We start from the raw sequence: 20,957 nt of genomic DNA on the forward strand, positions 1-20,957 counted from the left end.
GGGGCCTGCCCGTTGGGGTGGGGGGCCGGGCGGTGAGCCTGCTGTCCGGCGGCATCGACTCCCCGGTGGCCTCCTGGATGATGGCCAAGCGGGGCCTGGCCCTGGAGATGGTCCACTTCTTCTCCTACCCCTACACCTCCGAGGAGGCCAAGCAGAAGGTGCTGGACCTGGCAAAGCTGCTCACCCCCTGGTGCGGGCGGCTCACCGTCCACGTGGTGCCCTTTACCCAGATCCAGGAGGAGCTGCGCCGGAAGTGTCCTGAGGAGCTCTTCACCGTCCTCATGCGCCGGTTCATGATGCGCATTGCCGAGGGGGTGGCCGCCCGGTGCGGCGCCGGGGCCATCGTCACCGGCGAGTGCCTGGGCCAGGTGGCCAGCCAGACCATGGAGGCCATGCGGGCCACCACCGCTGTGTGCTCCCTGCCCATCCTCCGGCCGGTGGTGGGCATGGACAAGGAGGAGATCGTCCGCATCGCCCGGAAGATCAACACCTTTGAGACCTCTATCCTGCCCTACGAGGACTGCTGCACCGTGTTTACCCCCCGCCATCCCCGGCTGCGCCCGGTGCTGGGGGAACTGGAGGCCGCTGAGGATGCTCTGGACATGGACGCCCTGGTGAAAGCCGCCCTCGACGGCATCCAGCGGGTCCAGGTCTGACGGAAACGGGCGGGTCTGGGACCCGCCCCTACGGACAGGCCGCCCCTACGAACACGCTGTGATCCCATTCGCTCCCTCCCCCATTCCAACAAAGGAAGTGCATCCCCATGTCCTATACCGCCGAACTCATCGCAGTGGGCACAGAATTGCTGCTAGGTAACATTTCCAACACCGACGCCCAGATGCTCTCCCAGGGCCTGTCCGCCCTGGGCATCAACGTCTACTACCACACCGTGGTGGGGGACAATCCGGACCGGCTGCGCGCCGCCGTGGAGCTGGCCCGTACCCGGGCCGATATCCTCATCACCACCGGGGGGCTGGGCCCCACCTGTGACGATCTGACCAAAACTGTGCTGGCGGAGTGTTTTGGCAAAAAGCTGGTGTTCCACGCCCCCTCCGCCCGACGGATCGAGGACTATTTCCGGCGGCTCCACCCCAACCGCCCCATGACCGACAACAACTACCAGCAGGCCATGCTGCCTGAGGGGTGTACCGTGCTGGACAACGACTGGGGCACCGCCCCCGGGGTGGCCTTTGAAGCGGAGGGCATCCGGGTCATCATGCTCCCCGGCCCGCCCCGGGAGTGCAAGGCCATGTTTACCCACCGGGTGATCCCCTACCTGAAGGAGTTGGCCGACGGGGTCATCGTGTCCCGCACCCTGAAGCTCTTTGGCATCGGAGAATCCTCCATGGAGGCCCAGCTCCGGGAGAAGATGAACGCCATGACCAACCCCACCCTGGCCCCCTACGCCAAGGAGGGGGAGTGCGAGCTGCGCATCACCGCCAAAGCCCCCGACGAGGGGGCCGCCCATGCCCTTATCGATCCGGTGGAGGCCGACCTGAAGGCCCACTTCGGCCCCCTGGTCTACGGAGTGGATATCCCCAACCTGGAGCGGGCGGTGCTGGACGGCCTGAAGGCCAAGGGCCTCACCCTGGGCACCGCCGAGAGCTGCACCGGCGGTCTGGCGGCCAAGCGGTTCACTGACCTGCCCGGAGCCTCCGCCGCCTTCCGGGGCGGAATCGTCAGCTACGCCACCCAGGTGAAGCACACCGTGCTGGGGGTGCCCGAGGCCCTGCTGGACCAGTACGGCGCGGTATCCCAGCCGGTGGCCCGGGCCATGGCAGAGGGGGCCCGCCGGGTCCTGGGCTGCGATCTGGCCCTCTCCTTCACCGGAGTGGCAGGACCCGACCCCGACGAGCGGAACAATCCCGTGGGGCTGGTGTTCATTGCCCTGGCCGCCCCGGAGGGCACCTGGGTACGGCAGGTAAACCTGTCCATGGGCCGGGAGCGTATCCGCCACATCGCCGCCAGCCACGGTTTCGACCTGGCCCGGCGGTATCTGAACGGGCTGGAGCTGAAATAAACGAAACGGAGTGTATTTTCCAAGATGGAAAATACACTCCGTTTTTGTTTTGCGGTATGTCTCTGTCCCTGTTACGGGGTGGGGGACGGTACGGCGGGCGACCACAAGGGTCGCCCCTACGACACGGTTCGATCCCCTCCGTAGGGCCGCCATACATGGCGGCCGCCGTGACGGGGCAGGGGATGGTACCGCGGGCGACCACAAGGGTCGCCCCTACGATATCGGGGCGGCAAACGGGCCGGCGGGCGGGTCTGGGACCCGCCCCTACGAACTCGTTACGTGGCAGGGGACGGTACCGCGGGCGACCACAAGGGTCGCCCCTACGATATCGGGGCGGCAAACGGGCCGGCGGGCGGGTCTGGGACCCGCCCCTACGAACTCTTTACGATCCTGGCCGGCGCGCCGGGGTCGCTGCGCCCCACGGGGCCCATCCACGAACCGGCGTTCCCTATCCCCTGTCTCTCACTCCCCGTCCTCTTCCCGTGCCACCTCCTGATAGGCGGCGGGGGGCTGGACGGCAGCGGGGTCGGTAAATACCAGATCAAAGGTGGCGGCGTCCATATTCTCGTACTTCAGCAGGTAGTCGGCCACAAAGTCCAACTCCTTCCGGCGGGCGGAAAGAATGTCCACACACCGCTGGTAGGCCTGGTCGATGAGCCCCTTGATCTCCTGGTCGATGAGGGCGGCCACCTCTTCGGAGTAATTCTTGGTCTGGGCCATGGAGCGGCCGATGAACACCTCGTCGTGGCCGGAGTCAAAGACCACATTGCCCACCTTGTCGCTCATGCCGTAGCGGGTAACCATGTTCCGGGCGATGGCGCTGGCCCGCTGCAGGTCGTTGCCCGCTCCGGTGGAGATGTCCCCCAGAGCCAGCTGCTCGGCGGCCCGGCCCCCCAGACAGACGGCGATGCGCTCAAAAAGCTCCTGCCGGGACTGGAAGTTCACATCCTCCTGGGGCAGAGAGATGGTCATGCCCCCCGCCATACCCCGGGGGATGATGGTGATCTGATGCACCGGGTCCTGGGTCTCCAGGTCGTGGATGACGATGGCGTGGCCCGCCTCGTGGAAGGCGGTGAGCTTTCGCTCCCGCTGGATCACGGTGCGGCTTTTCTTTTCCGGCCCGGCGATGACCTTGATGACCGCCTCGTTGAGGTCCTCCATGGCAATGAACCGGTGGTTCCGCCGGGCGGCCAGCAGGGCGGCCTCGTTGGTCAGGTTCTCCAGATCGGCACCGGTGAAGCCGCCGGTACCCTTGGCCAGCTCCGCCAGGGATACGTCGTCTCCCAGAGGCTTGTTGCGGGTATGGACCTTCAGGATGGCCTCCCGACCCTTGATATCCGGATGGCCCACATACACCTGCCGGTCGAAGCGGCCGGGCCGCAGCAGGGCGGGGTCCAGGATATCCTGGCGGTTGGTGGCCGCCATGACCACCACTCCCTCGTTGTTGCCAAAGCCGTCCATCTCCACCAGCAGCTGGTTGAGGGTCTGCTCCCGTTCATCGTGACCGCCACCCAGGCCCGCCCCTCTCTGGCGGCCCACGGCGTCGATCTCGTCGATAAACACGATGGCGGGGGCATTTTTCTTGGCCTGGTCAAACAGGTCCCGGACACGGGACGCGCCCACGCCCACGTACAGCTCCACAAAATCGGAGCCCGAAATGGACAGGAAGTGGACCCCGGCCTCTCCGGCCACCGCCTTGGCCAGCAGGGTCTTGCCGGTACCCGGCGGGCCCACCAGCAGTACCCCCTTGGGGATGCGGGCCCCCAGGTCCAAAAACCGCCGGGGATCTTTCAGGAACTCCACGATCTCCTGGAGCTCCCCCTTTTCCTCCTCGGCTCCGGCCACGTCGTCAAAGGTGACCTTCTTCTGCTCGTCAGCCCCGGTGCGGGTGCGGGCCCGGCCGAAGCGGGCGGTGCGGTCCACCCCGCCGCCCCCGCCGCCGCCGGCCTGCCGCAGGAACATGAAGTACCACAGCATGCCAAAGACCACGATGACGGCGATCCAGGGCAGATAGCTCATCCAGGCTGGCCACTCGAACCCGGCGGGGTAGTCATAGTCGCTGATGATCCCCTGTCGGAGCTGCTCGGTAATGAGCTCGTTGAAATCGTTGTAAAACCACTGGGGGTCGGCCACATGGTAGGTGACCGTGGTCTGGCCCCCCACCGGCTCCTTGAGCCAGAGGGTGACCGTCTTGTCCTCCAGCGAGATCTGAGAGACCTGCTGCTCCTCCAGCAGGCGGCGGACCTGGCCGTAGGTGACCTGGTCCCCCTGATCCATCCCACCCCGGAGCACAAAGATGGACAGAATCAGCAGAATAGCGATGAGCAGGTAAAAGCCTACATCCCGCAGGCTTCCGTTGCGTTTCAAGGGGCGGACACGTCCTTTCCCGGTAGATTTAGCGGATCAACCGCCATAGATCGAGGGCTTCAGTACCCCGATATAGGGCAGGTTGCGGTACTTCTCGGCATAATCCAGGCCGTAGCCTACCACAAAGTAGTCAGGGATGGAGAACCCGGAATAGTTCACCTCCACCTCCTTGACCCGGCGGGAGGGCTTATCCAGCAGGGTACACAGCCGCACCGAGGCGGGCTTCCTGGCCTGGAGCAGCTGGAGCAGGTAGCTCAGGGTGTTGCCGCTGTCCAGGATGTCCTCCACCACGATCAGGTCCTTCCCCTCGATCTGCTCAGACAGGTCCTTGATGATCTTCACCTGACCGGAACTGGAAGCCCCCTTCCCGTAGGAGGACACCGCCATGAAGTCCACCGTGCAGGGCACGTGGATCTGGCGTACCAGGTCGGCCATGAACACAAAGGAGCCCCGGAGCACGCTCACCAGCAGGGGCTCCTTCCCGGCGTAATCGGCGTCGATCTGGGCGGCGATCTGGGCCACCCGCTCCCTCAGCTCCTCTTCGGAGAAAAGGACCCGCTCTACGTCCTTATCCAGCATGTATTCCATATCTTTCATCCCTTCTCCTTCCAAAATACCACTTCCAGGGCGGGTTGCCCCGGAACAGCCATCCGGTCTCTGTGGGGACCCAGGCCGGCCACCGCCAGCACGCCCCCCTCATCCGCCAGCACCGGGAGCAAATCCCGCTCCCGCCGGGGGATCTTCTGGTCGATCATCCACTTTTTCACCGTCTTGGTGTCTCTGCCCGGCAGGGCAAGCTCATCTCCCGTCCGCCGGGGCCGCAGGGTGAGCTCCCCCGACACCCCCTCCAGGACCAGGTACCAGGCCCCGGGTTTCCGCTCCTCCGGCAGGGGGCAGGCCACCTGCCGGCAGGCGCACCGCCAGGGGGTACCCGCCGGGGCAGTCTCTCCCGCCTGGTTCAGGGGAGTGGGGGCAAGGGCGGGCGCCTCCTTCTGGGTGGTAAGCAGCAGCTCCTTGTACACCCGCTGGGCCAGCCGTCCGTTGGGCAGAAAGACCACCGCCGAGGGGTCCTCCCCCCGGGCCAGGTCCACCACTGCCTTCAGGTGGGAGGCGGAGCAGTCAGTGTTGCCGTCCCCCGTCAGCTCCAGCAGCCGGCGCACCGCCCGGGGGGCGATGGCGGCGGGGAGCTCGGCAATGTACTTGGCCTCGATGACCAGGTCGTCCTCGGCCCAGCGGGCGTGGCGGCAGGCCAGGGCGGCCTGGGCGTTGAGGTAGTCGTTGTCGGCCCGCAGGTATCCCATGGTTTCGGCGCACCGCTGGGTGACCCTGGGATTGAGCTGCCGCAGCACCGGCACCACCTGACTGCGCAGCTTGTTGCGGGCGTAGCCCTCGTCGGTGTTGGTGCTGTCCTCCACGTGGGGGATATGGTGCTCCTCCAGATAGGCCTCGATGTCCGCCCGGGGAGTGGTGAGCAGGGGCCGCACGATCTCTCCCCGCCGGGGCGGGATGCCCGCCAGGCCGTGGAGCCCCGCTCCTCTGGTCAGATGGAGCAGCAGGGTCTCCAGGTTGTCGTCGGCGTTGTGGGCGGTGGCGATGCGGGTACAGCCCAGCTCCTCCGCCGTCCGGCGGAGAAAGGCGTAGCGCAGCTGCCGGGCGGTCTCCTCCACCCCCTGGCCCAGGGCCTTGGCCTCTCCCGAAACATCTCCCTCCCCGATGGTACAGGGGATGCCGTGCTCCTCGCACCATCGGGAGACAAAGGCGGCGTCCCGGTGGGATTCCTCCCCCCGCAGGTGATGATTGAAGTGGGCGGCGTACACCGTAAAGCCCCCCTCCGCCGCCATGGCCCTGAGGATGTGGAGCAGGCACATGGAGTCCGCCCCGCCGGACAGGGCGCACAGCACCCGCCCTCCCGGGGGCAGCATATCATATTCGGTTGTGAGGGCTTGGACGGTTTCCAGCATAGGTCCGTGCTCCTGTCATGCCATACGCAGGGGGCGGCCGCCCGGGCCGTCGGGGACGCCGGCCCCTACGCCGGTTTAATATTCACTGTGCCGCCGGTCGATGGACGAGAAGGTGGTATACTCGGGAAGCCATTGCAGCTCCACGGTGCCCGTCTCGCCGTGGCGGTTTTTGGCGATGATGCACTCGGCCAGGTTATGATTTTCGCTGTCCTCGTTGTAATAGTCGTCCCGGTAGAGGAACATGACGATGTCAGCGTCCTGCTCGATGGCGCCCGATTCCCGGAGGTCGGACAGCATGGGCCGTTTGTTCTGGCGGCTCTCCGGGCCGCGGGACAGCTGGGACAGGCAGACCACCGGCACGTTGAGCTCCTTGGCCATGATCTTCAGGGCCCGGGAGATATCGGAGACGATCTGCTGCCGGTTGTCGCCGCTGCGCTGGGGCCCTCCGGCGGAGGTCATCAGCTGGAGGTAGTCTATGACCACCAGTCCCAGATTATCCACCCGGCGGCACTTGGCGTTCATGTCAGCCACCGACAGGGAGGGGTTGTCGTCAATGAGGATCTGGGTCTGATTCAGGGCGGCAGAGGCGGCGGCGATCTTGGACCAGTCCTCCTCTCCCAGCTTGCCGGTGACCAACTTCTTGTTGTCCACAAAGGCCTCGCCGGAGATCAGGCGCATAGCCAGCTGCTCCCGGCTCATCTCCAGGGAGAAGAACACCACTGTCTTGCCGGAGAATTTCCCCGCGTGGAGGAGCATGTTCAGGGCAAAGGAGGTCTTGCCCATGCCGGGCCGGGCGGCCAGCAGGATCAGATCGGACTTGTTCAGCCCGGAGATAGCCATGTCCACGTCGGGCAGGCCGGTGGACAGCCCGGGCACCGCCGCGTCGCTCTGAGCCAGCTCGTTGAGCCGTTCATACACATTGAGGATGACGCTGGAGATATGGGTCAGGCCCTGGAAGGCTCTCCCCTCCCGGATGGCGTAGATGCGCTGCTCCGCGATATCCAGCACCTTCTGGGCGGTCTCGGTGCCCTCCTGTACCAGTGCGGTCAGCTCCCCTGAGGTCTCCACGATCCGGCGGAGCAGGGCCTTGTCCTTGATAATGGCCATATACTCCCGCACGTTGGCGGTGGTGGGGGTAATGTCCATCAGCTGGAACATATAGTCCCGGGAGCTGTCCTCGTGGTACACCCCCCGCTGGCGCATCTGCTCCAGCACAGTCACCGGGTCGATAGGGAGGGAGAAGTTGAACATGGAGTAGATGGTCTCGTAGATCTCCCGGTTGGTCCGCAGGTAGAAGTCCTCCGGCCTCAGCTCCTCGATGACCTCGGGGGCGCAGCTGGCGTCGATGAGGATGGTCCCCAGTACGCTCTGCTCGGCCTCCACGCTGTGGGGCATCTGCCGCAGCAGCAGTTCTTCTTCGGTTGCCGTGTGCGTCACCTCCCCTGGATAAGCTTTCCCCCTCAGGAGGGGAAGGTTTGTTTTACTGTTCGGCCACAACCACCTTTAAAGTACCGGTGATTTCATAGCCCAGCTTCACCTTCAGCTCATAGGTGCCAAAGGCCTTGATGGGCTCGTCCTGGACCAGCTTGGTCTTCTGGACGGTGATGCCGTGCTGGGCGGACAGGGCGTCGGCGATCTCCTTGGTGGTCACCGCGCCGAAGAGCCGGCCGCCGTTGCCCGCCTTGGCCACCACCTTCACGGTAATGCCCTTCAGTTTGTCGGCGGTGGCCTGGGCCTCCGCCTTCTCGGCGGCCTCCTGGGCGGCCTTGGCCTTCTCCTGCATCTTCATGGTGTTGATGTTCTCAGCGGTGGCAGGTACCGCCAGCTTACGGGGCAGGAGGAAATTGCGGGCATAGCCGTCGCTGGCCTCGATCATCTGGCCCTTCTTGCCCTGGCCCTTTACGTCCTGCTGCAAAATCACTTTCATGGTTTCTCGTCCTTTCTGAGTTAACAACTTAATGTTGTCACGCTGCACGCCCTCCGCGACGGGCAGCTGCTTACCGCTCCGCGAAAAATGCCGCTCCGGGCTTTGCCCGCCGCCTGTTTTTTCGCCTGCGTGGTTCGCTGCTGCCCTGCTCCCGGGCGTCTCCGCGCTTCCTGATTATTCGTTTTCCAGGTACTGATCGATGGCCTGGAGGAGGAGCTTGGTCACCTCGTCCACGGTCTTGCCGGGGACCTGGGCCCCGGCGGTAGCGGCGTTTCCGCCGCCACCCAGCTTCTCCAGCACCACCTGCACGTTCACATCCCCCATGCTCCGGGCGGACAGGATCACCCGCCCCTCCTGGTCGGGGAAGAGGACGAAGGAGGTGTCGATGCCCGAGATGTTCAGCAGCTCGTCGGCGGCCTGGGCGGCGGTGATGCGGCCTACGGTGTGGTCCACCCGGGCCACGGCGATGCCTTCCTTGTACAGCCGGGCGGTCTGGATGATGTCGTACTTGGCAATGGTGCCCTCCAGGTCGTTCTGGAAGAGCTTCTTCACATCGCCGGTGTCCGCCCCGCTTCTCCGCAGGAAGGCAGCCGCCTCAAAGGTGCGGCTGCCGGTGCGCATGGTGAACTGCTTGGTGTCCAGGGCGATGCCCGCCAGCAGGGCCTCTGCCTCGATCTTCAGCAGGTCCGCCGGCTCCAGCAGGTATTGCAGCAGCTCGGTGGACAGCTCGCTGGCGGAGGAGGCGTAGGGCTCGTGGAAGTTGAGGGCGGCGTCGGCGATGTAGGAGGAGGCCCGGCGGTGGTGATCGATGACCGCCACCTTGTGTACCGCCTCCAGCAGGTCCTGGCTCACCACCTGCTCGGGCCGGTTGGTATCCACCACCACCAGCAGGCAGTTGGAATCGGCCAGCAGGATAGCGTCCTGAGGGGAGAGGAACACGTCCTTGTACTCGGGCACCGCCGCCAGCCGGTCGCACATTTCGCTGGCCGGGTTGACCCCCGGCTCCCGGACAATGTGGACGGGGGCGCCCTTCTTCCGGGCCATGGCGCACACCCCGGCGGCGGCGCCGATGCAGTCCAGGTCGGGGAATTTGTGGCCCATGACGAACACCATGGAGGCGTCGGCCATCAGCTCCCCCAGGGCGTTGGCCATCACCCGGCTCTTCACCTTGGTGCGCTTTTCCAGCTCCTTGGTGCGGCCGCCGTAAAACTCGAAGTTGATGCGGTTTTTGATGACCACCTGGTCCCCGCCCCGGGAGAGGGCCATCTCCACCGACAGGGCGGCGTACTGGAACAGGTCTCCCAGAGTGTCCCCGTCCCGGCCGATGCCAATGGACAGGGTGGCCTGGATACCCGAGGAGTTGGTCACCTGCCGCACGGTGTCCAGGATGGAGAACTTGCCCTCCTGGAACTGGGCCAGATACCGCTCCTCGAAAAGGAAGAGGTAGCGGTCCCGCTCGTACCGGCAGAACACCCCCTGGGCGGGGGCCACCCACTGGGCCAGCCGGTCGTCGATCTCGCTGCGGATGGCGGACTTGGCGTTGTCCGACATCCCCTTCATCACTTCCTCATAGTTGTCCACCGTCAGAATGGCCACCACCGGGCGGCTGGCGTAGAACTCGTCCCGGACGGAGGCCAGGTCGGTGATGTCCACCCAGTAGGTGGTGGCCAGGTAGCCCCGCACCCCCTGCTCAGCGGTACGCACCAGATGGCCAAACACCTGGAACCGCCGCTCCCCCACCAGGATCTCATGGGGGCATTCGGTCTTGCCCTCCATGAGCCACCGGGAGTTGAAGTCGGGTACCGCCACCGACAGCTTGGTATCGAACAGGTGCTCACGCTCCCCGGTGATCTGAAGGAAGCGGTCGTTGGACCAGATGACCTCGTCGTTCTCCGGCCGGAAGATCACCATGGGCAGGGGTGCGTTCACCATGGTGTCCTTGGTAGCCGTATCCATGTTGCAGGTCACGCTCTCGATGTACTTGAGGATCTCCTTCTGACGGACGGCGTTGCTCCGTCGGAAATAGAGGTAGAGCAGCGCCACCACGGCGATCTCCGCCACCGCCGCCGGGATGGAAAACAGGGCGGTGACTCCGGCAAAGACCACCAGGCAGACAAAGTACAGCCGCAGGCTGGGCTCCATCAGATAGGACAGTTTATTTTTCCGCATAGGGACCTCCCAAACGCGCTCAAATACAAGATGACATGATATTATATCAAATCCACCGGGCAAAAACAAGAGCGGCTGTGCCGCTGGCGGCTGACAGTAGGCCAGTTCGCTGTCAAAAGGAAAACCGACCGGTGTATTTTTCTCCCTTTGTATCACGGTTTACATTCTTTTTTCCCCATCTCTGCCATACTACAGCCAATCTATGAAGGTTCAGAGGAGGCCGTTCCCATGAAGGAATATCCTGTCCAGCGGGCCGCGGTGCTGAAAGAGAAGCCCGACCCCAATACCCTGGTCTTTGGCAAGACCTTTACCGACCATATGTTTATCATGGACTATACCGCCGGCCAGGGCTGGCACGACGGGCGCATCGTCCCCTACGGCCCCATTTCTCTGGAGCCCTCCGCCATGGTGTTCCACTACGCCCAGGAGGTCTTTGAGGGCCTGAAGGCCTACCGCAATCCCCAGGGGCAGGTCCAGCTCTTCCGCCCCATGGAAAACGTGAAGCGGATCAACTCCTCCTGCGACCGGATGTGCATCCCCCAGCTGCCTGAGGAGGACACCCTGGCCGCCATCGAGCAGCTGGTGCGCCTGGAGGCCGACTGGGTGCCCAGCGCCCCCGGCACCTCTCTGTACATCCGTCCCTTCATCATCGCCACCACCCCCTCCCTGGGGGTCCACGCCGCCCACAACTACATCTTCTGCATCATCACCTGCCCCGTGGGGGCCTATTACGCCGAGGGCATCAACCCGGTGAAGATCTATGTGGAGAACGAGGACGTGCGGGCGGTCCGTGGTGGTACCGGCTACACCAAGTGCGGCGGCAACTACGCCGCCTCCATCCGGGCCGGGGAGCGGGCCGAGGAGAACGGCTACGCCCAGGTGCTGTGGCTGGACGGCGTCCATCGGGAGTACATCGAAGAGGTGGGCTCCATGAACGTCATGTTCCAGATCGGCGATACGGTGGTCACCCCCAAGCTCACCGGCTCTGTTCTGCCCGGCATCACCCGCAAGTCCTGCATCGAGCTGATGCGGAGCTGGGGCCTCAAGGTGGAGGAGCGGCTCATCACCGCCAAGGAGCTCTTTGAGGCCGGGGCCAACGGCACCCTGAAGGAGGCCTGGGGCACCGGCACCGCCGCCGTGGTCTCCCCCATCGGCGAGATGGGCTGGGAGGACAAGCACGTGGTGGTCAACGCCGGCAAGATCGGCCCTCTGGCCCAGCGGCTGTACGACACCCTCACCGGTATCCAGTGGGGCACCCAGCCCGATCCCCACAACTGGGTGATCAAGCTGTGACCCATACGGTAATAACCCTTATATGATACATCTTCCCAGTCAGAGAGGCAGGACGTTTGTCCTGCCTCTCTGACTGTCTGTATGGCGGCCTCGGGGCATACGCCCTGACCTTCCCCCCACAGGGGGGAAGGTGGCTGGCCGAAGGCCAGACGGATGAGGGGGCCCAGGAATACCCAACACCCCGGCAGGCGGATGATATCCGCCCCTGCCCTATCTCCTATCTCCACCTTCCGCTTTCCCCGAAGCCAGGCTCCGGAACCCCTTGGGCTCCGGGGCCCGGAAGGTCCGGGGCTCCCCGGTGAAGGGGTCGGCCAGTTCCAGCACATGGGCATGGAGGCACAGCCGCCCCAGGGGATCGGCGGCGGCGCCGTAGTCCTTGTCCCCCGCCACCGGGCAGCCCAGCTCACTGAGATGGGCCCGGATCTGGTTCTTCCTGCCGGTGGCGATGTCCACCTCCAGCAGGGTATATTCCTTTCCCGCCCGGAGGGTGGTATAATGGGTCACCGCCTCTTTACCGCCGGAGCGTACCGAGTACACCTTGTGGGCGGCGTTCTCCCGCAGCAGGGTACGGACGGTGTCCGACTCCCTGGAGGGCTTCCCTTCCACCACCGCCAGATAGCCCCGGCGGGTCACCAGCCTGTCCCAGTTGTCCTGGTAGGCCCGCTTGGTCTCCTCGTCTTTGGCGAAGAGGAGCACCCCGGAGGTGTCCCGGTCCAGCCGGTGGACGATGAAGATCCGCCGCCGGGGGTCGGATTTGCGGACGTAATCGGTGGCCATGCGGTAGGCGGTGCGCACCTTCTCCCGGTCGCTGGCCATGGACAGCAGCCCGGCGGGCTTGTCGATGACCAAAATCCTTCCGTCCTCGTAGAGCACCGGAAAGGGGGCCTTCCCGTCCCCCGCCCCCTGGGGCAGCAGGGTCACGGTCTGACCGGGCGCCAGGGGGTGGTCGTGGCGGGTCACCGTTCTGCCCTCCACCTGGACCTGGCCCCGGGTGAGCATGGATTTCACGCTGTTGCGGCTCTTGCCCGCCACATGGGCCAGCAGGAAGGACAGCAGGGTGTCCTCCCCCTCTACCAAAAAATTCTTTTTGTCCATAACATAAATTTCCTTTTGGAGGTAGTTTGTATGAATCAGGTCCTGGAGCAGCTCCACCAGCGCAAGTCGGTGCGGGTCTATGAGGACAGGCCCATCTCCCCGGCGGACAAGGAAGCCATCCTGGCGGCGGCCTGCGCCGCCCCCACCGCCGGCAACCAGCAGCTGTACACCATTCTGGACATCACCGATCAGGCCCTGAAGGACCGGCTGGCGGACACCTGCGATCACCAGCCCTTCATCGCCCGGGCCCCTCTGGTGCTCATTTTCTGCGCCGACTGCCAGAAGTGGTACGACGCCTTCGCCTCCGGCGGGTGCCTGCCCCGGAAACCGGGGGTGGGGGATCTGCTGCTGGCCTGCTCCGACGCCAACATTGCCGCCCAGAACGCGGTCACCGCCGCCTGGAGCCTGGGCATCGGCTCCTGCTACATCGGGGACGTGATGGAGCTGTGCGAGACCCACCGGGAATTGCTTGGCCTGCCGGAGTACGTGTTCCCCGCCGCCATGCTGGTGTTCGGCTATCCCACGCCCCAGCAGCAGGAGCGGGAAAAGCCCCGCCGCCGGGCCATGGAGCACATCGTCCACCAAAACCGCTACCGCCGGATGGACGGGGCAGAGCTGGAAGCCATGCTGGCCGACAACGCCGGGGAGCGGCCCTATGGGGCGTGGCTGCAAGCCTTCTGTAACCGGAAGTACAACTCCGACTTCTCCCGTGAAATGACCCGGTCGGTAGGAGAGTATCTGAAGCCTTTCCTGGATTGAAGAGGCAGGCAAAGTCCCACCGTATTCGTAGGGGCGGGTCCCAGACCCGCCCGCACGGGATGTCTACCACCCCGTAACAGCAGCTACAATATCTCCTATCTCCCCTAAATCTGCTCCAAGATCCGCCCCAGCAGGTCGGCCATGCCCACCTGGTAGCCACAGCAGCCGTAGGCCGCCATTCCGTTTTTGTCCCGCACCACCGCCAGAGGGGGCTTGTCCGGGTCCAGACCCAGGTGGCGGGCCACCGTCTCCACCTGATAGGCCCACTCGGGATAGGCCACCTCCACCTCCGGCCACTGGGAGAGCAGGTGGGCCAGGGTGGCCTGCTGTTCCGCCCCTCGTCCCCGGAGGAAGAAGATCACCCGGATGTCCAGGGCCCGGAACCGGGGCAGGGCGGCGGACAGCTCGTTCAAAATATGCTCGGTGGGCTCGGCCCCCTCCTCCAGCCACAGGAGGAGGGTATTTTTGTCCCCCTGCTCCGCCAGCTCCGGCAGGGGCAGGCTCCGGGGAGTGATGAGATCGGTCAGCTCACAGTCCCGCAGGGCCAGAAAGACCTCCTTCTCCTCCCCCGGCCACAGGGTGAATTCCAGCCGGTTGGCAAACTGGTCCCCGGCGGGGAGCCGCAGGGCGGTGAGCACCCGGTACCGCCCGGCGGGGAGCTGGGCCATGAGCCGGTTTTTGTACCAGGCCCGGTCGGTGAACTTCAGCGGTTTCCACATATCCCCCGTCCACCGGTCCACCGACCAGTTCTGCCGGTAGGTATACTGCTCCGACGGTCCCTTCCAGAACAGGACTTTTCCACATTCCTCCGGCTCCTTGGGGACAAGCTGCCCTTCCCGCCACACCAGCACCGCCCCGTCCACCGGCCGCAGGGCGGCGGGGACGCCCTGCTTCCGCAGGGCGATGACCTCCCCCACCGGTCCGGGCTGGGGGACGGACCAATCTGTCAGGCGCTCAAAGGCCACCCGGGGGCACAGGATGAATCGCCGGAACACCTCCCGGACGTACTTCCCCGCCCAGGGCCGGGCCCGCTCCAGGTGGGCCTCCAGCAGCTCCGCCGTGGCGTCCCGGAAATCCTTGTCGGACAGCACAGAGAGCAGCATGGGCCGCAGGGGATCCTTGTCCTTGCTGAGGAAGGCGTATATTTCGTCAAAATTCCCCCGGGCCGCCCGGAGGAGGGGCTGCTGGGCGGGGTATTTGGCCGCCTTCTCCTCGTCGTACCAGCCCGCCATCCGCTCCTGCCGCTTGACGGCGCCCGCCGCCAGCACCGCCGCCCGCTGCCGCCGCTGCTCCTCATCCAGGGGAGCGGGGTTCACGGGGGCGTCCACAGGGGCCCGGAAGTCGAAGGGGGTCCAGTCCGGGCAGGGGGCGGCCTGGGCCAGCTCCGCCCCGTCCTGGGTCTCGCCGTGGCAGAAGGCCTCCTTTTCCCCAGTGGTCAGGTGGAGGTCCCCCACACCCAGCTCTACCTTCACCTTCCCCTTCTTGTCGGCGGTGAGGGCGGCGATGGGGCAGAACCGGGCCTCGTTGAGCACCTCCAGGGTGACCACTTCCCCAGGCTCGGCCCGGAAGGTATAGAGCTTGGTGTGGGCGTAGCGGGCGGTCTGGTTGTGGTACAGAGCCTGGCCCGCCCGGCCCAGGGGGGCCCCATGGAGGGCCAGGTCGGTCACCGGCCCAAAGGTGCGGCTGTGGACCAGCATGGCCCGGGAGGCGGCGGTGTTGAACCACCCCCGGTCCAGCACCGGCTCGGGCTCACAGGCCCCCAGGAACCGCCATTTCCCATGGCACAGCACCTCCACCCAGGCGTGGTTGTCGTCGCAGTGGGACCACCGGGGGGCGTACACCTGCCGGGCGGGCAGGCCCACCGAGCGGAGGGCGGCCACCAGGAAGGCGGACTCCTCCCCGCACCGGCCGCTGCCGCAGCGGTACACCGTCAGTGGGGAGGCGGTGCGGTCGTCCTGGGCCTGGTAGCTTGCCTGCTCATGGCACCAGCGGTTGACCTCCAGGGCGGCCTCCTCCTGGGACAGGTCCTTTACCCGGTCCCACAGCTGGCTGTAAAACAAGGCCCGGTGGGGGGACAGATCCTCGTCGTTTACCCGAGGGCAGAGGACATACTGCTCAAAGGCCTCCCGGCTCAGCTCCCGGCACCAGGGGGCAGTCTGGCGCAGCATACTGGCGTGGGCGGCGAAATCCTCAAACAGGGTCTGGGGATAGGCTGCCCAGTCCTCCGGCAGGGCGGTTTTCAAAAAGGCAAGGGCTCGCTCCATCTTCATCAACTCCTTATATCCGGGCTATCATATCATATCTTTTTGTGATATGATAGCCCCAGGCCTTGTTTCAAAAATAGCAATATGCCCGGCGGCGAGGGATTTTGGCCGCTGGCAAGCAATTTTTCCGCAGGAATCCTGACGGATTTCAAGGAAAAATTGTGCCGTCCAGAGGGCAAAAGACCCGTCGATCGGGCGTATTGATCTTTTTTAAGCAAGGCCCAGAGGAGTGTGAGCCATGAAAAATGTGTTGATCGAGGTATGCTGCGGCTCGGCGGAGGACGTACAGATCGCCGCCGCCGCGGGGGCGGACCGGGTGGAGCTAAACTCCGCCCTGTTCCTGGGGGGGCTCACCCCCTCCATGGGGGCCATGGAGACCGCCCGGCAGGTGGACATCCCCATCATGGCCATGGTGCGGCCAAGGGAGGGGGGCTTCTGCTACAGCGAGACGGAATTCCGGACCATGCTGGCCGACGCAAAAGCCCTGCTGGCCGCCGGGGCCGACGGCATCGTGTTCGGCTTCCTCCACCCCGACGGCACGGTAGACAAGGACCGGTGCCGCGCCATGGTGGAGGTCATTGGGGACAGGGAGAGCGTGTTCAGCCGGGCCATAGACGTGGTGCCCGACTGGAAAGCCGCCCTGGACGTGCTGATGGAACTGGGGGTCACCCGGGTGCTCACCAGCGGCCAGGCCCCCTCCGCTCCCGCCGGGACGGCGGTGATCCGGGAGATGCGGGACTACGCCGCCGGGCGCATCCAGATCCTCCCCGGCTGCGGGGTGAAACCGGACAACGTGGCTGCCCTGGCGGAGGCCACCGGCTGCCATCAGCTCCACGGGTCCTTCAAGACCTTCCGGCTGGACCTGTCCGCCACCCACAACCCGGCGGTGTCCTTCTCCGGCGGTACCTGCCCCCCGGAGGAGCAGGTGCCCGTTACCGACGGAGCCGCCGTGGCCGCCGCCCGGGCCCGGCTGGGGGATTGACGGGGCGACCTGCGGCTGCCCGTGGGGCCGTTCCACATCCCACGCATTGCAAAACCCCGCCGGGATCCCGGCGGGGTTTTAACATATTCAGGCTCAGGCCACGGCGAAGCCCAGGATCAGGTAGGCCACGGCGGCCAAAGATCCGCAGATGAGGGCATAGGGCAACTGGGTCTTGACGTGGTCCAGGTGGTCGGAGGCGGCTCCCATGGAGGACAGGATGGTGGTGTCCGACAGGGGGGAGCAGTGGTCGCCGAACACGCCGCCGCCGGCCACGGCGGCGAACACCGCCACCACGGTGGAGGTGAGGACCCCGTCAGTCATGGCGAAGGCCATGGGCAGAGCGATGGGCATGCAGATGGCGAAGGTGCCCCAGGAGGAGCCGGTGGCAAAGGCCATGATGGCGGCCACCACGAAGATCACCATGGGCAGCAGATGGGGGGTGAGGAAGCCCTGGGTGATGGAGATGATGTAGTTGGCGGTACCCATGGTCTGGGACAGTCCGTTGACCGAGTAGGCCAGTGCCAGCAGGATGACGGCGGGCAGGGCTCCCTTGATGCCGTCGGTCAGGGTGTTCATGACCTCCTTGAAGGGGATGCCCTGGATCATCATGCTGATGGTCATGAGGATCACCACCAGCAGGAAGGCCTCCATGGTCTTGGCGGACTTATAGGCGATGTAGGTAGAGATGGCCACGGTGATGATGATGAGCACCGGCAGCAGGAAGTTGAGGAACACACGGGGCTTGAAGCCGGGATAGGGCTCCATGCCGGTGAGCTCCTTGCCCACCAGAGGCTGAGCGCCGTCGGCCAGCACCTTGCCGGTCTCCATGGCCCGCTGCTCCGCCTTCTTCATGGGGCCGAAGTCCTTGACGATGCCGGAGCCGATGAGGCCCACCAGGATCACGGCAAAGATGGGGTAGAAGTTGAAGGGGATGGCCTTCAGGAAGAGGGCGGAGGCGTCCTCCTGGGTGGCGATGCACCCCACGCCTATCGCCAGGCCGCTGAGGTAGGCCGCCCAGCCGGTGATGGGCACCAGTACGCTGACGGGGGCGGAGGTGGAGTCGGCGATATAGGCCAGCTTTTCACGGGAGATGCGGGCCTTGTCGGTGATGGAGCGCATGGTGCAGCCCACGAACAGGGGGCTGAAGGAGTCGCTGAAGTAGACGAACATACCCAGCACCCAGGCCATCAGCTGGGCGCCCCGGCGGCTGAGACGCTTATCGTGGACCCACTGGGAGAAGCCCTGGATGGCGCCGGTCTTTTGGAAGTAGGCCACCAGGATGCCGATGAAGGTATTCAGCAGCATGACCCAGGAGAAGTCGGTGTTGCCCAGGTTTTCCTTCAGCAGGGTGGGGAAGCTGAGCAGCAGGGTCTCCTGGATGGCGGTGCCGGTGGCGATACCCACCAGGGTGGTGCCGGTAAAGCAGGCGATGGCCAGGGCGGCAATGGTGTTTTTCGTGGCGAAGGACAGCACGATGGCCAGGATGGCGGGAATCACGGAGATAAACCCCATGGTCTCCAGTTCCATTGGTATCACTCTCTTTCTCTCTCAAAGTAGCCCGGTGGGCGTTACAGCTTCACCTGCTCCAGGGGCAGGAGGTTGTCGGAGCGGGTGACGGTGGCGGGGGGAGCGGGGTCCAGCTTCTCGCCGGCGATGCCCAGGATGTCCTCGGGCCGCACCCAGGGCCGGTTCTGCAGGGCGCTGGTCTCCTCGTGGGTCAGGTAGCCCTTGTAGGCGGTGAGGCTCCGGCGAAGGAAGCCGTCCTGGACGCAGGCGGCGGCCACGCCCTTGTTCAGGATGGCCCGGAAGTGGGGGATCACCGAGGCGGCGTAGGCAATGGAGGTGGAGTTGGCGATGGCCCCGGGGATGTTGCTGACGCAGTAGTGGACCACGCCCTCCTCGATGTACCGGGGATTCTCGTGGGTGGTCTCGTGGAAGGACTCAATGGCGCCGTTGTCGTCGTTGGAGATGTCCACGATGACTGAGCCCTTGCCCATCAGCTTGAGCATGGGCCGGTCAATGAGCCACTCGTCGCAGCCCTTGGGCCACTTGACACAGTTGAGCACCATGTCGGTCTGAGGCAGCAGGGCGGCAATGTTCTCCTTGGTACACATCATAGTGTCGATGTGCTCGTTGTACTGCCGCTTCAGGGAGCGCAGGATGCCAATGTTGATGTCCATGACGGTGACCCGGGCCCCCAGGGCGTAGAGCACCGACAGGGCGGCCTGGCCCACGGTGCCGCCGCCCAGGATGAGCACCTTCATGGCGGGGGAGCCCCCCAGGCCGCTGACGAACATACCCTTGCCGCCGTTGATGGACAGCATGGACTCCAGCCCCATGAGAGCCCCCTGCTTGCCGGCGGCCTCGCAGTTGGGGGAGCCGTAGCGGTGGCTGTCCTCGGCGGTGAAGGCGATGCAGCCGCTGTCCAGAATGGCCTGGACCTCCTGGGGATGGGCGGCGGGGTGGATGCAGGTAAAGATGATCTGGCCGGGCCGCAGCAGGGAGAACTCGCAGGGCTCCAGCTCCTTCACCTTGGTGACGAAGTCGGCCTGGGCATAGATCTCCTCCATGGTGTCCACCAGCTTGGCGCCGGCGGCTTCGTAGGCGGCGTCCTCAAAGCCGGCCTTCTCACCGGCTCCCCGCTGGACCAGGGCGGTATGGCCGTCGTTGACAATGGTGGTGATCTCCACCGGAGTGGCGATGGTGCGGTACTCGCCGTTTTTGATATCCTTCAACAAGCCAAAAACCATTGTTGATTCCTCCTTATTTTTACCAAAATATATTATACTTTCTTACGCTGCCTTGTCAACGGCGCAAGGAATATTCATGCAATTTCTGCGATTTGACAAGGAATAACGTAAATAGAAGCCGAAATTCAGGAGAATATTTGCATATTTATTCGTTCAAAAACAGGAAAACGCCCGGGACCGCGGCGCGGCCCCGGGCGGGGGTCAGGTTTGGGGCAGGGAGTCGTCCTCCCGGATCCAGTCCTCCACGTGGACCACGGAATATTCGGTGGGCGTGTTGCGGATGACTACCCGCTGGATACCGGCATTGATGATGAGCCGCCGGCACATGGAGCAGGAGGTGGAGCCGGGGATCAGTTCCCCGGTGCCCGGGTTGACACAGGCCATGTACAGGGTGGCCCCGATGGTCTCGCTGCGGGCGGCGGAGATGATGGCGTTGGCCTCGGCGTGGACCGACCGGCACAGCTCGTACCGCTCCCCCGAGGGGATGTTCAGGGCCTCCCGGGTGCAGTATTCCAGATCCACGCAGTTCTTCCGCCCCCGGGGGGCGCCGTTGTAGCCGGTGGCGATGATCTCGTCGCTCTTCACGATGATGGCCCCGTACCGGCGGCGCAGGCAGGTGGCCCGCTCCGCCACGGTCTGGGCAATATCCAGATAATAGTTCTCCTTATCAATGCGCCCCATGGCAATTCCTCCTCAGTCATAGTAGGGACAGTATACCGGTTTTGCGCTCCTTCCGCAAGGGGAAACCGGGAATTGGCCCGGGAAAGAGGGGTGTTTCCCTCACAATTCATGAATTGTTTACGGTTGTCGCCTTGACGGGAAAAGCCCCAGGCGCTATCATAGGGATGGAATATCACATACACTAAATAAAGGAGACGACCATCTTTCATGCTCATGAACTACTTGCGAAAACTGATGTATGGACGGTATGGCAGCGATCATCTCTCCTTTTTTCTGTTGATCCTGTATCTGGCGCTGATGCTGGCGGCCAACCTGCCCTTCCTGGGCTGGCTGAGCTGGCTGGCCCTGGCGGTGCTGGTATGGGATCTGTTCCGTATGTTCTCCCGCCGGATCGACCGCCGCCGGGCGGAGAACGCCCGGTTTCTGGCGCTGGTGGGCCCCGTCGTCCGCTGGTTCCGGATGCGCCGCACCATCCATCGGGACAAGGAGCACCGCTATTTCAAATGTCCCAACTGCGGCCAGTGCCTGCGGGTGCCCCGGGGAAAAGGAAAGATCAACGTGACCTGCCGGAATTGCGGCGCCAGCTTTGAGGAAAAAAGTTAATCATGACCCAAGGGCCTGCCGCGCATCACACGGCAGGCCCGCTTTTTGTCCTTTGGGCGGCTTGTGGCCCGGCGGGCGGATATGGG

The 20,957-nt window shown here is 64.7% G+C and carries 17 protein-coding genes; 6 read left to right on the forward strand and 11 right to left on the reverse strand.

Going from position 1 to position 20,957, the window contains the following annotated elements; translation table 11 throughout:
• Together H6B51_RS09510 and H6B51_RS09515 are read left to right on the forward strand one after the other, a co-directional pair.
• A partial coding sequence (locus H6B51_RS09510) for a tRNA sulfurtransferase (protein ID WP_204883454.1) occupies positions 1–656 on the forward strand: 656 nt, incomplete at its 5' end.
• Between the two features lie 107 nt (positions 657–763).
• Positions 764–2,020 carry a competence/damage-inducible protein A gene (locus tag H6B51_RS09515; RefSeq protein ID WP_204883455.1) on the forward strand — a complete coding sequence of 419 codons (1,257 nt, stop codon included), beginning with the start codon at positions 764–766 and terminating at the stop codon, positions 2,018–2,020.
• Positions 2,021–2,482: 462 nt separating this feature from the next.
• Here the strand turns inward: H6B51_RS09515 and ftsH are convergent, their stop codons facing one another.
• The 6 genes from ftsH to H6B51_RS09545 all read right to left on the reverse strand — a co-directional run bounded on the left by ftsH (position 2,483) and on the right by H6B51_RS09545 (position 10,444).
• Positions 2,483–4,387, reverse strand: coding sequence for an ATP-dependent zinc metalloprotease FtsH (gene ftsH / locus H6B51_RS09520; protein ID WP_204883456.1), 1,905 nt, complete (start codon positions 4,385–4,387; stop codon positions 2,483–2,485).
• A 36-nt stretch (positions 4,388–4,423) separates the two neighbouring features.
• Entirely contained in the window at positions 4,424–4,975 is a 552-nt protein-coding gene (hpt, locus tag H6B51_RS09525; protein WP_204883472.1) for a hypoxanthine phosphoribosyltransferase, read from the reverse strand.
• Positions 4,976–4,980: 5 nt separating this feature from the next.
• Positions 4,981–6,348: a tRNA lysidine(34) synthetase TilS gene (tilS, locus tag H6B51_RS18105; RefSeq protein ID WP_204883457.1), complete on the reverse strand. Its 1,368-nt coding sequence runs from the start codon at positions 6,346–6,348 to the stop codon at positions 4,981–4,983.
• Positions 6,349–6,423: 75 nt separating this feature from the next.
• Positions 6,424–7,743 carry a replicative DNA helicase gene (gene dnaB, locus H6B51_RS09535; RefSeq protein WP_204883473.1) on the reverse strand — a complete coding sequence of 440 codons (1,320 nt, stop codon included), beginning with the start codon at positions 7,741–7,743 and terminating at the stop codon, positions 6,424–6,426.
• Between the two features lie 85 nt (positions 7,744–7,828).
• A complete protein-coding gene (rplI, locus tag H6B51_RS09540) occupies positions 7,829–8,275 on the reverse strand; it encodes a 50S ribosomal protein L9 (protein ID WP_204883458.1) in 447 nt (148 codons plus the stop codon).
• A gap of 174 nt (positions 8,276–8,449) precedes the next feature.
• The gene (locus H6B51_RS09545; RefSeq protein WP_204883459.1) at positions 8,450–10,444 is read right to left on the reverse strand and encodes a DHH family phosphoesterase; all 1,995 of its coding nucleotides are present in this window, start codon (positions 10,442–10,444) and stop codon (positions 8,450–8,452) included.
• A gap of 228 nt (positions 10,445–10,672) precedes the next feature.
• Between H6B51_RS09545 and H6B51_RS09550 the strand changes: the two genes are divergently transcribed.
• Positions 10,673–11,737, forward strand: coding sequence for a branched-chain amino acid aminotransferase (locus H6B51_RS09550; protein WP_204883460.1), 1,065 nt, complete (start codon positions 10,673–10,675; stop codon positions 11,735–11,737).
• A gap of 210 nt (positions 11,738–11,947) precedes the next feature.
• Here H6B51_RS09550 and H6B51_RS09555 read toward each other — a convergent pair whose 3' ends face one another.
• Positions 11,948–12,832: an RluA family pseudouridine synthase gene (locus H6B51_RS09555; protein WP_204883461.1), complete on the reverse strand. Its 885-nt coding sequence runs from the start codon at positions 12,830–12,832 to the stop codon at positions 11,948–11,950.
• Between the two features lie 30 nt (positions 12,833–12,862).
• Here H6B51_RS09555 and H6B51_RS09560 point away from each other — a divergent pair, with 30 nt between their 5' ends.
• Positions 12,863–13,591: a nitroreductase family protein gene (locus tag H6B51_RS09560; RefSeq protein ID WP_204883462.1), complete on the forward strand. Its 729-nt coding sequence runs from the start codon at positions 12,863–12,865 to the stop codon at positions 13,589–13,591.
• Between the two features lie 104 nt (positions 13,592–13,695).
• Here the strand turns inward: H6B51_RS09560 and H6B51_RS09565 are convergent, their stop codons facing one another.
• Positions 13,696–15,855 carry a transglutaminase-like domain-containing protein gene (locus H6B51_RS09565; protein ID WP_204883463.1) on the reverse strand — a complete coding sequence of 720 codons (2,160 nt, stop codon included), beginning with the start codon at positions 15,853–15,855 and terminating at the stop codon, positions 13,696–13,698.
• A 238-nt stretch (positions 15,856–16,093) separates the two neighbouring features.
• On the opposite strand from H6B51_RS09565, the gene H6B51_RS09570 reads away from it, so the two are divergent.
• The gene (locus H6B51_RS09570; protein WP_204883464.1) at positions 16,094–16,837 is read left to right on the forward strand and encodes a copper homeostasis protein CutC; all 744 of its coding nucleotides are present in this window, start codon (positions 16,094–16,096) and stop codon (positions 16,835–16,837) included.
• A 93-nt stretch (positions 16,838–16,930) separates the two neighbouring features.
• On the opposite strand, the gene H6B51_RS09575 is transcribed toward H6B51_RS09570, so the two are convergent.
• From H6B51_RS09575 to H6B51_RS09585, 3 genes are all read right to left on the reverse strand, one after another.
• Positions 16,931–18,364, reverse strand: a complete 1,434-nt coding sequence (locus H6B51_RS09575) for a Na+/H+ antiporter NhaC family protein (RefSeq protein ID WP_243421223.1) — start codon at positions 18,362–18,364, stop codon at positions 16,931–16,933.
• 41 nt (positions 18,365–18,405) lie between these two features.
• A complete protein-coding gene (locus tag H6B51_RS09580; protein ID WP_204883465.1) occupies positions 18,406–19,587 on the reverse strand; it encodes an alanine dehydrogenase in 1,182 nt (393 codons plus the stop codon).
• 201 nt (positions 19,588–19,788) lie between these two features.
• A complete protein-coding gene (locus H6B51_RS09585) occupies positions 19,789–20,268 on the reverse strand; it encodes a deoxycytidylate deaminase (RefSeq protein ID WP_204883466.1) in 480 nt (159 codons plus the stop codon).
• A 207-nt stretch (positions 20,269–20,475) separates the two neighbouring features.
• On the opposite strand from H6B51_RS09585, the gene H6B51_RS09590 reads away from it, so the two are divergent.
• Positions 20,476–20,871 carry a hypothetical protein gene (locus H6B51_RS09590; RefSeq protein ID WP_204883467.1) on the forward strand — a complete coding sequence of 132 codons (396 nt, stop codon included), beginning with the start codon at positions 20,476–20,478 and terminating at the stop codon, positions 20,869–20,871.
• Positions 20,872–20,957 lie beyond the last annotated feature (86 nt).

Source organism: Pseudoflavonifractor phocaeensis, assembly GCF_016901955.1.
Lineage (GTDB): Bacteria > Bacillota > Clostridia > Oscillospirales > Oscillospiraceae > Flavonifractor > Flavonifractor phocaeensis_A.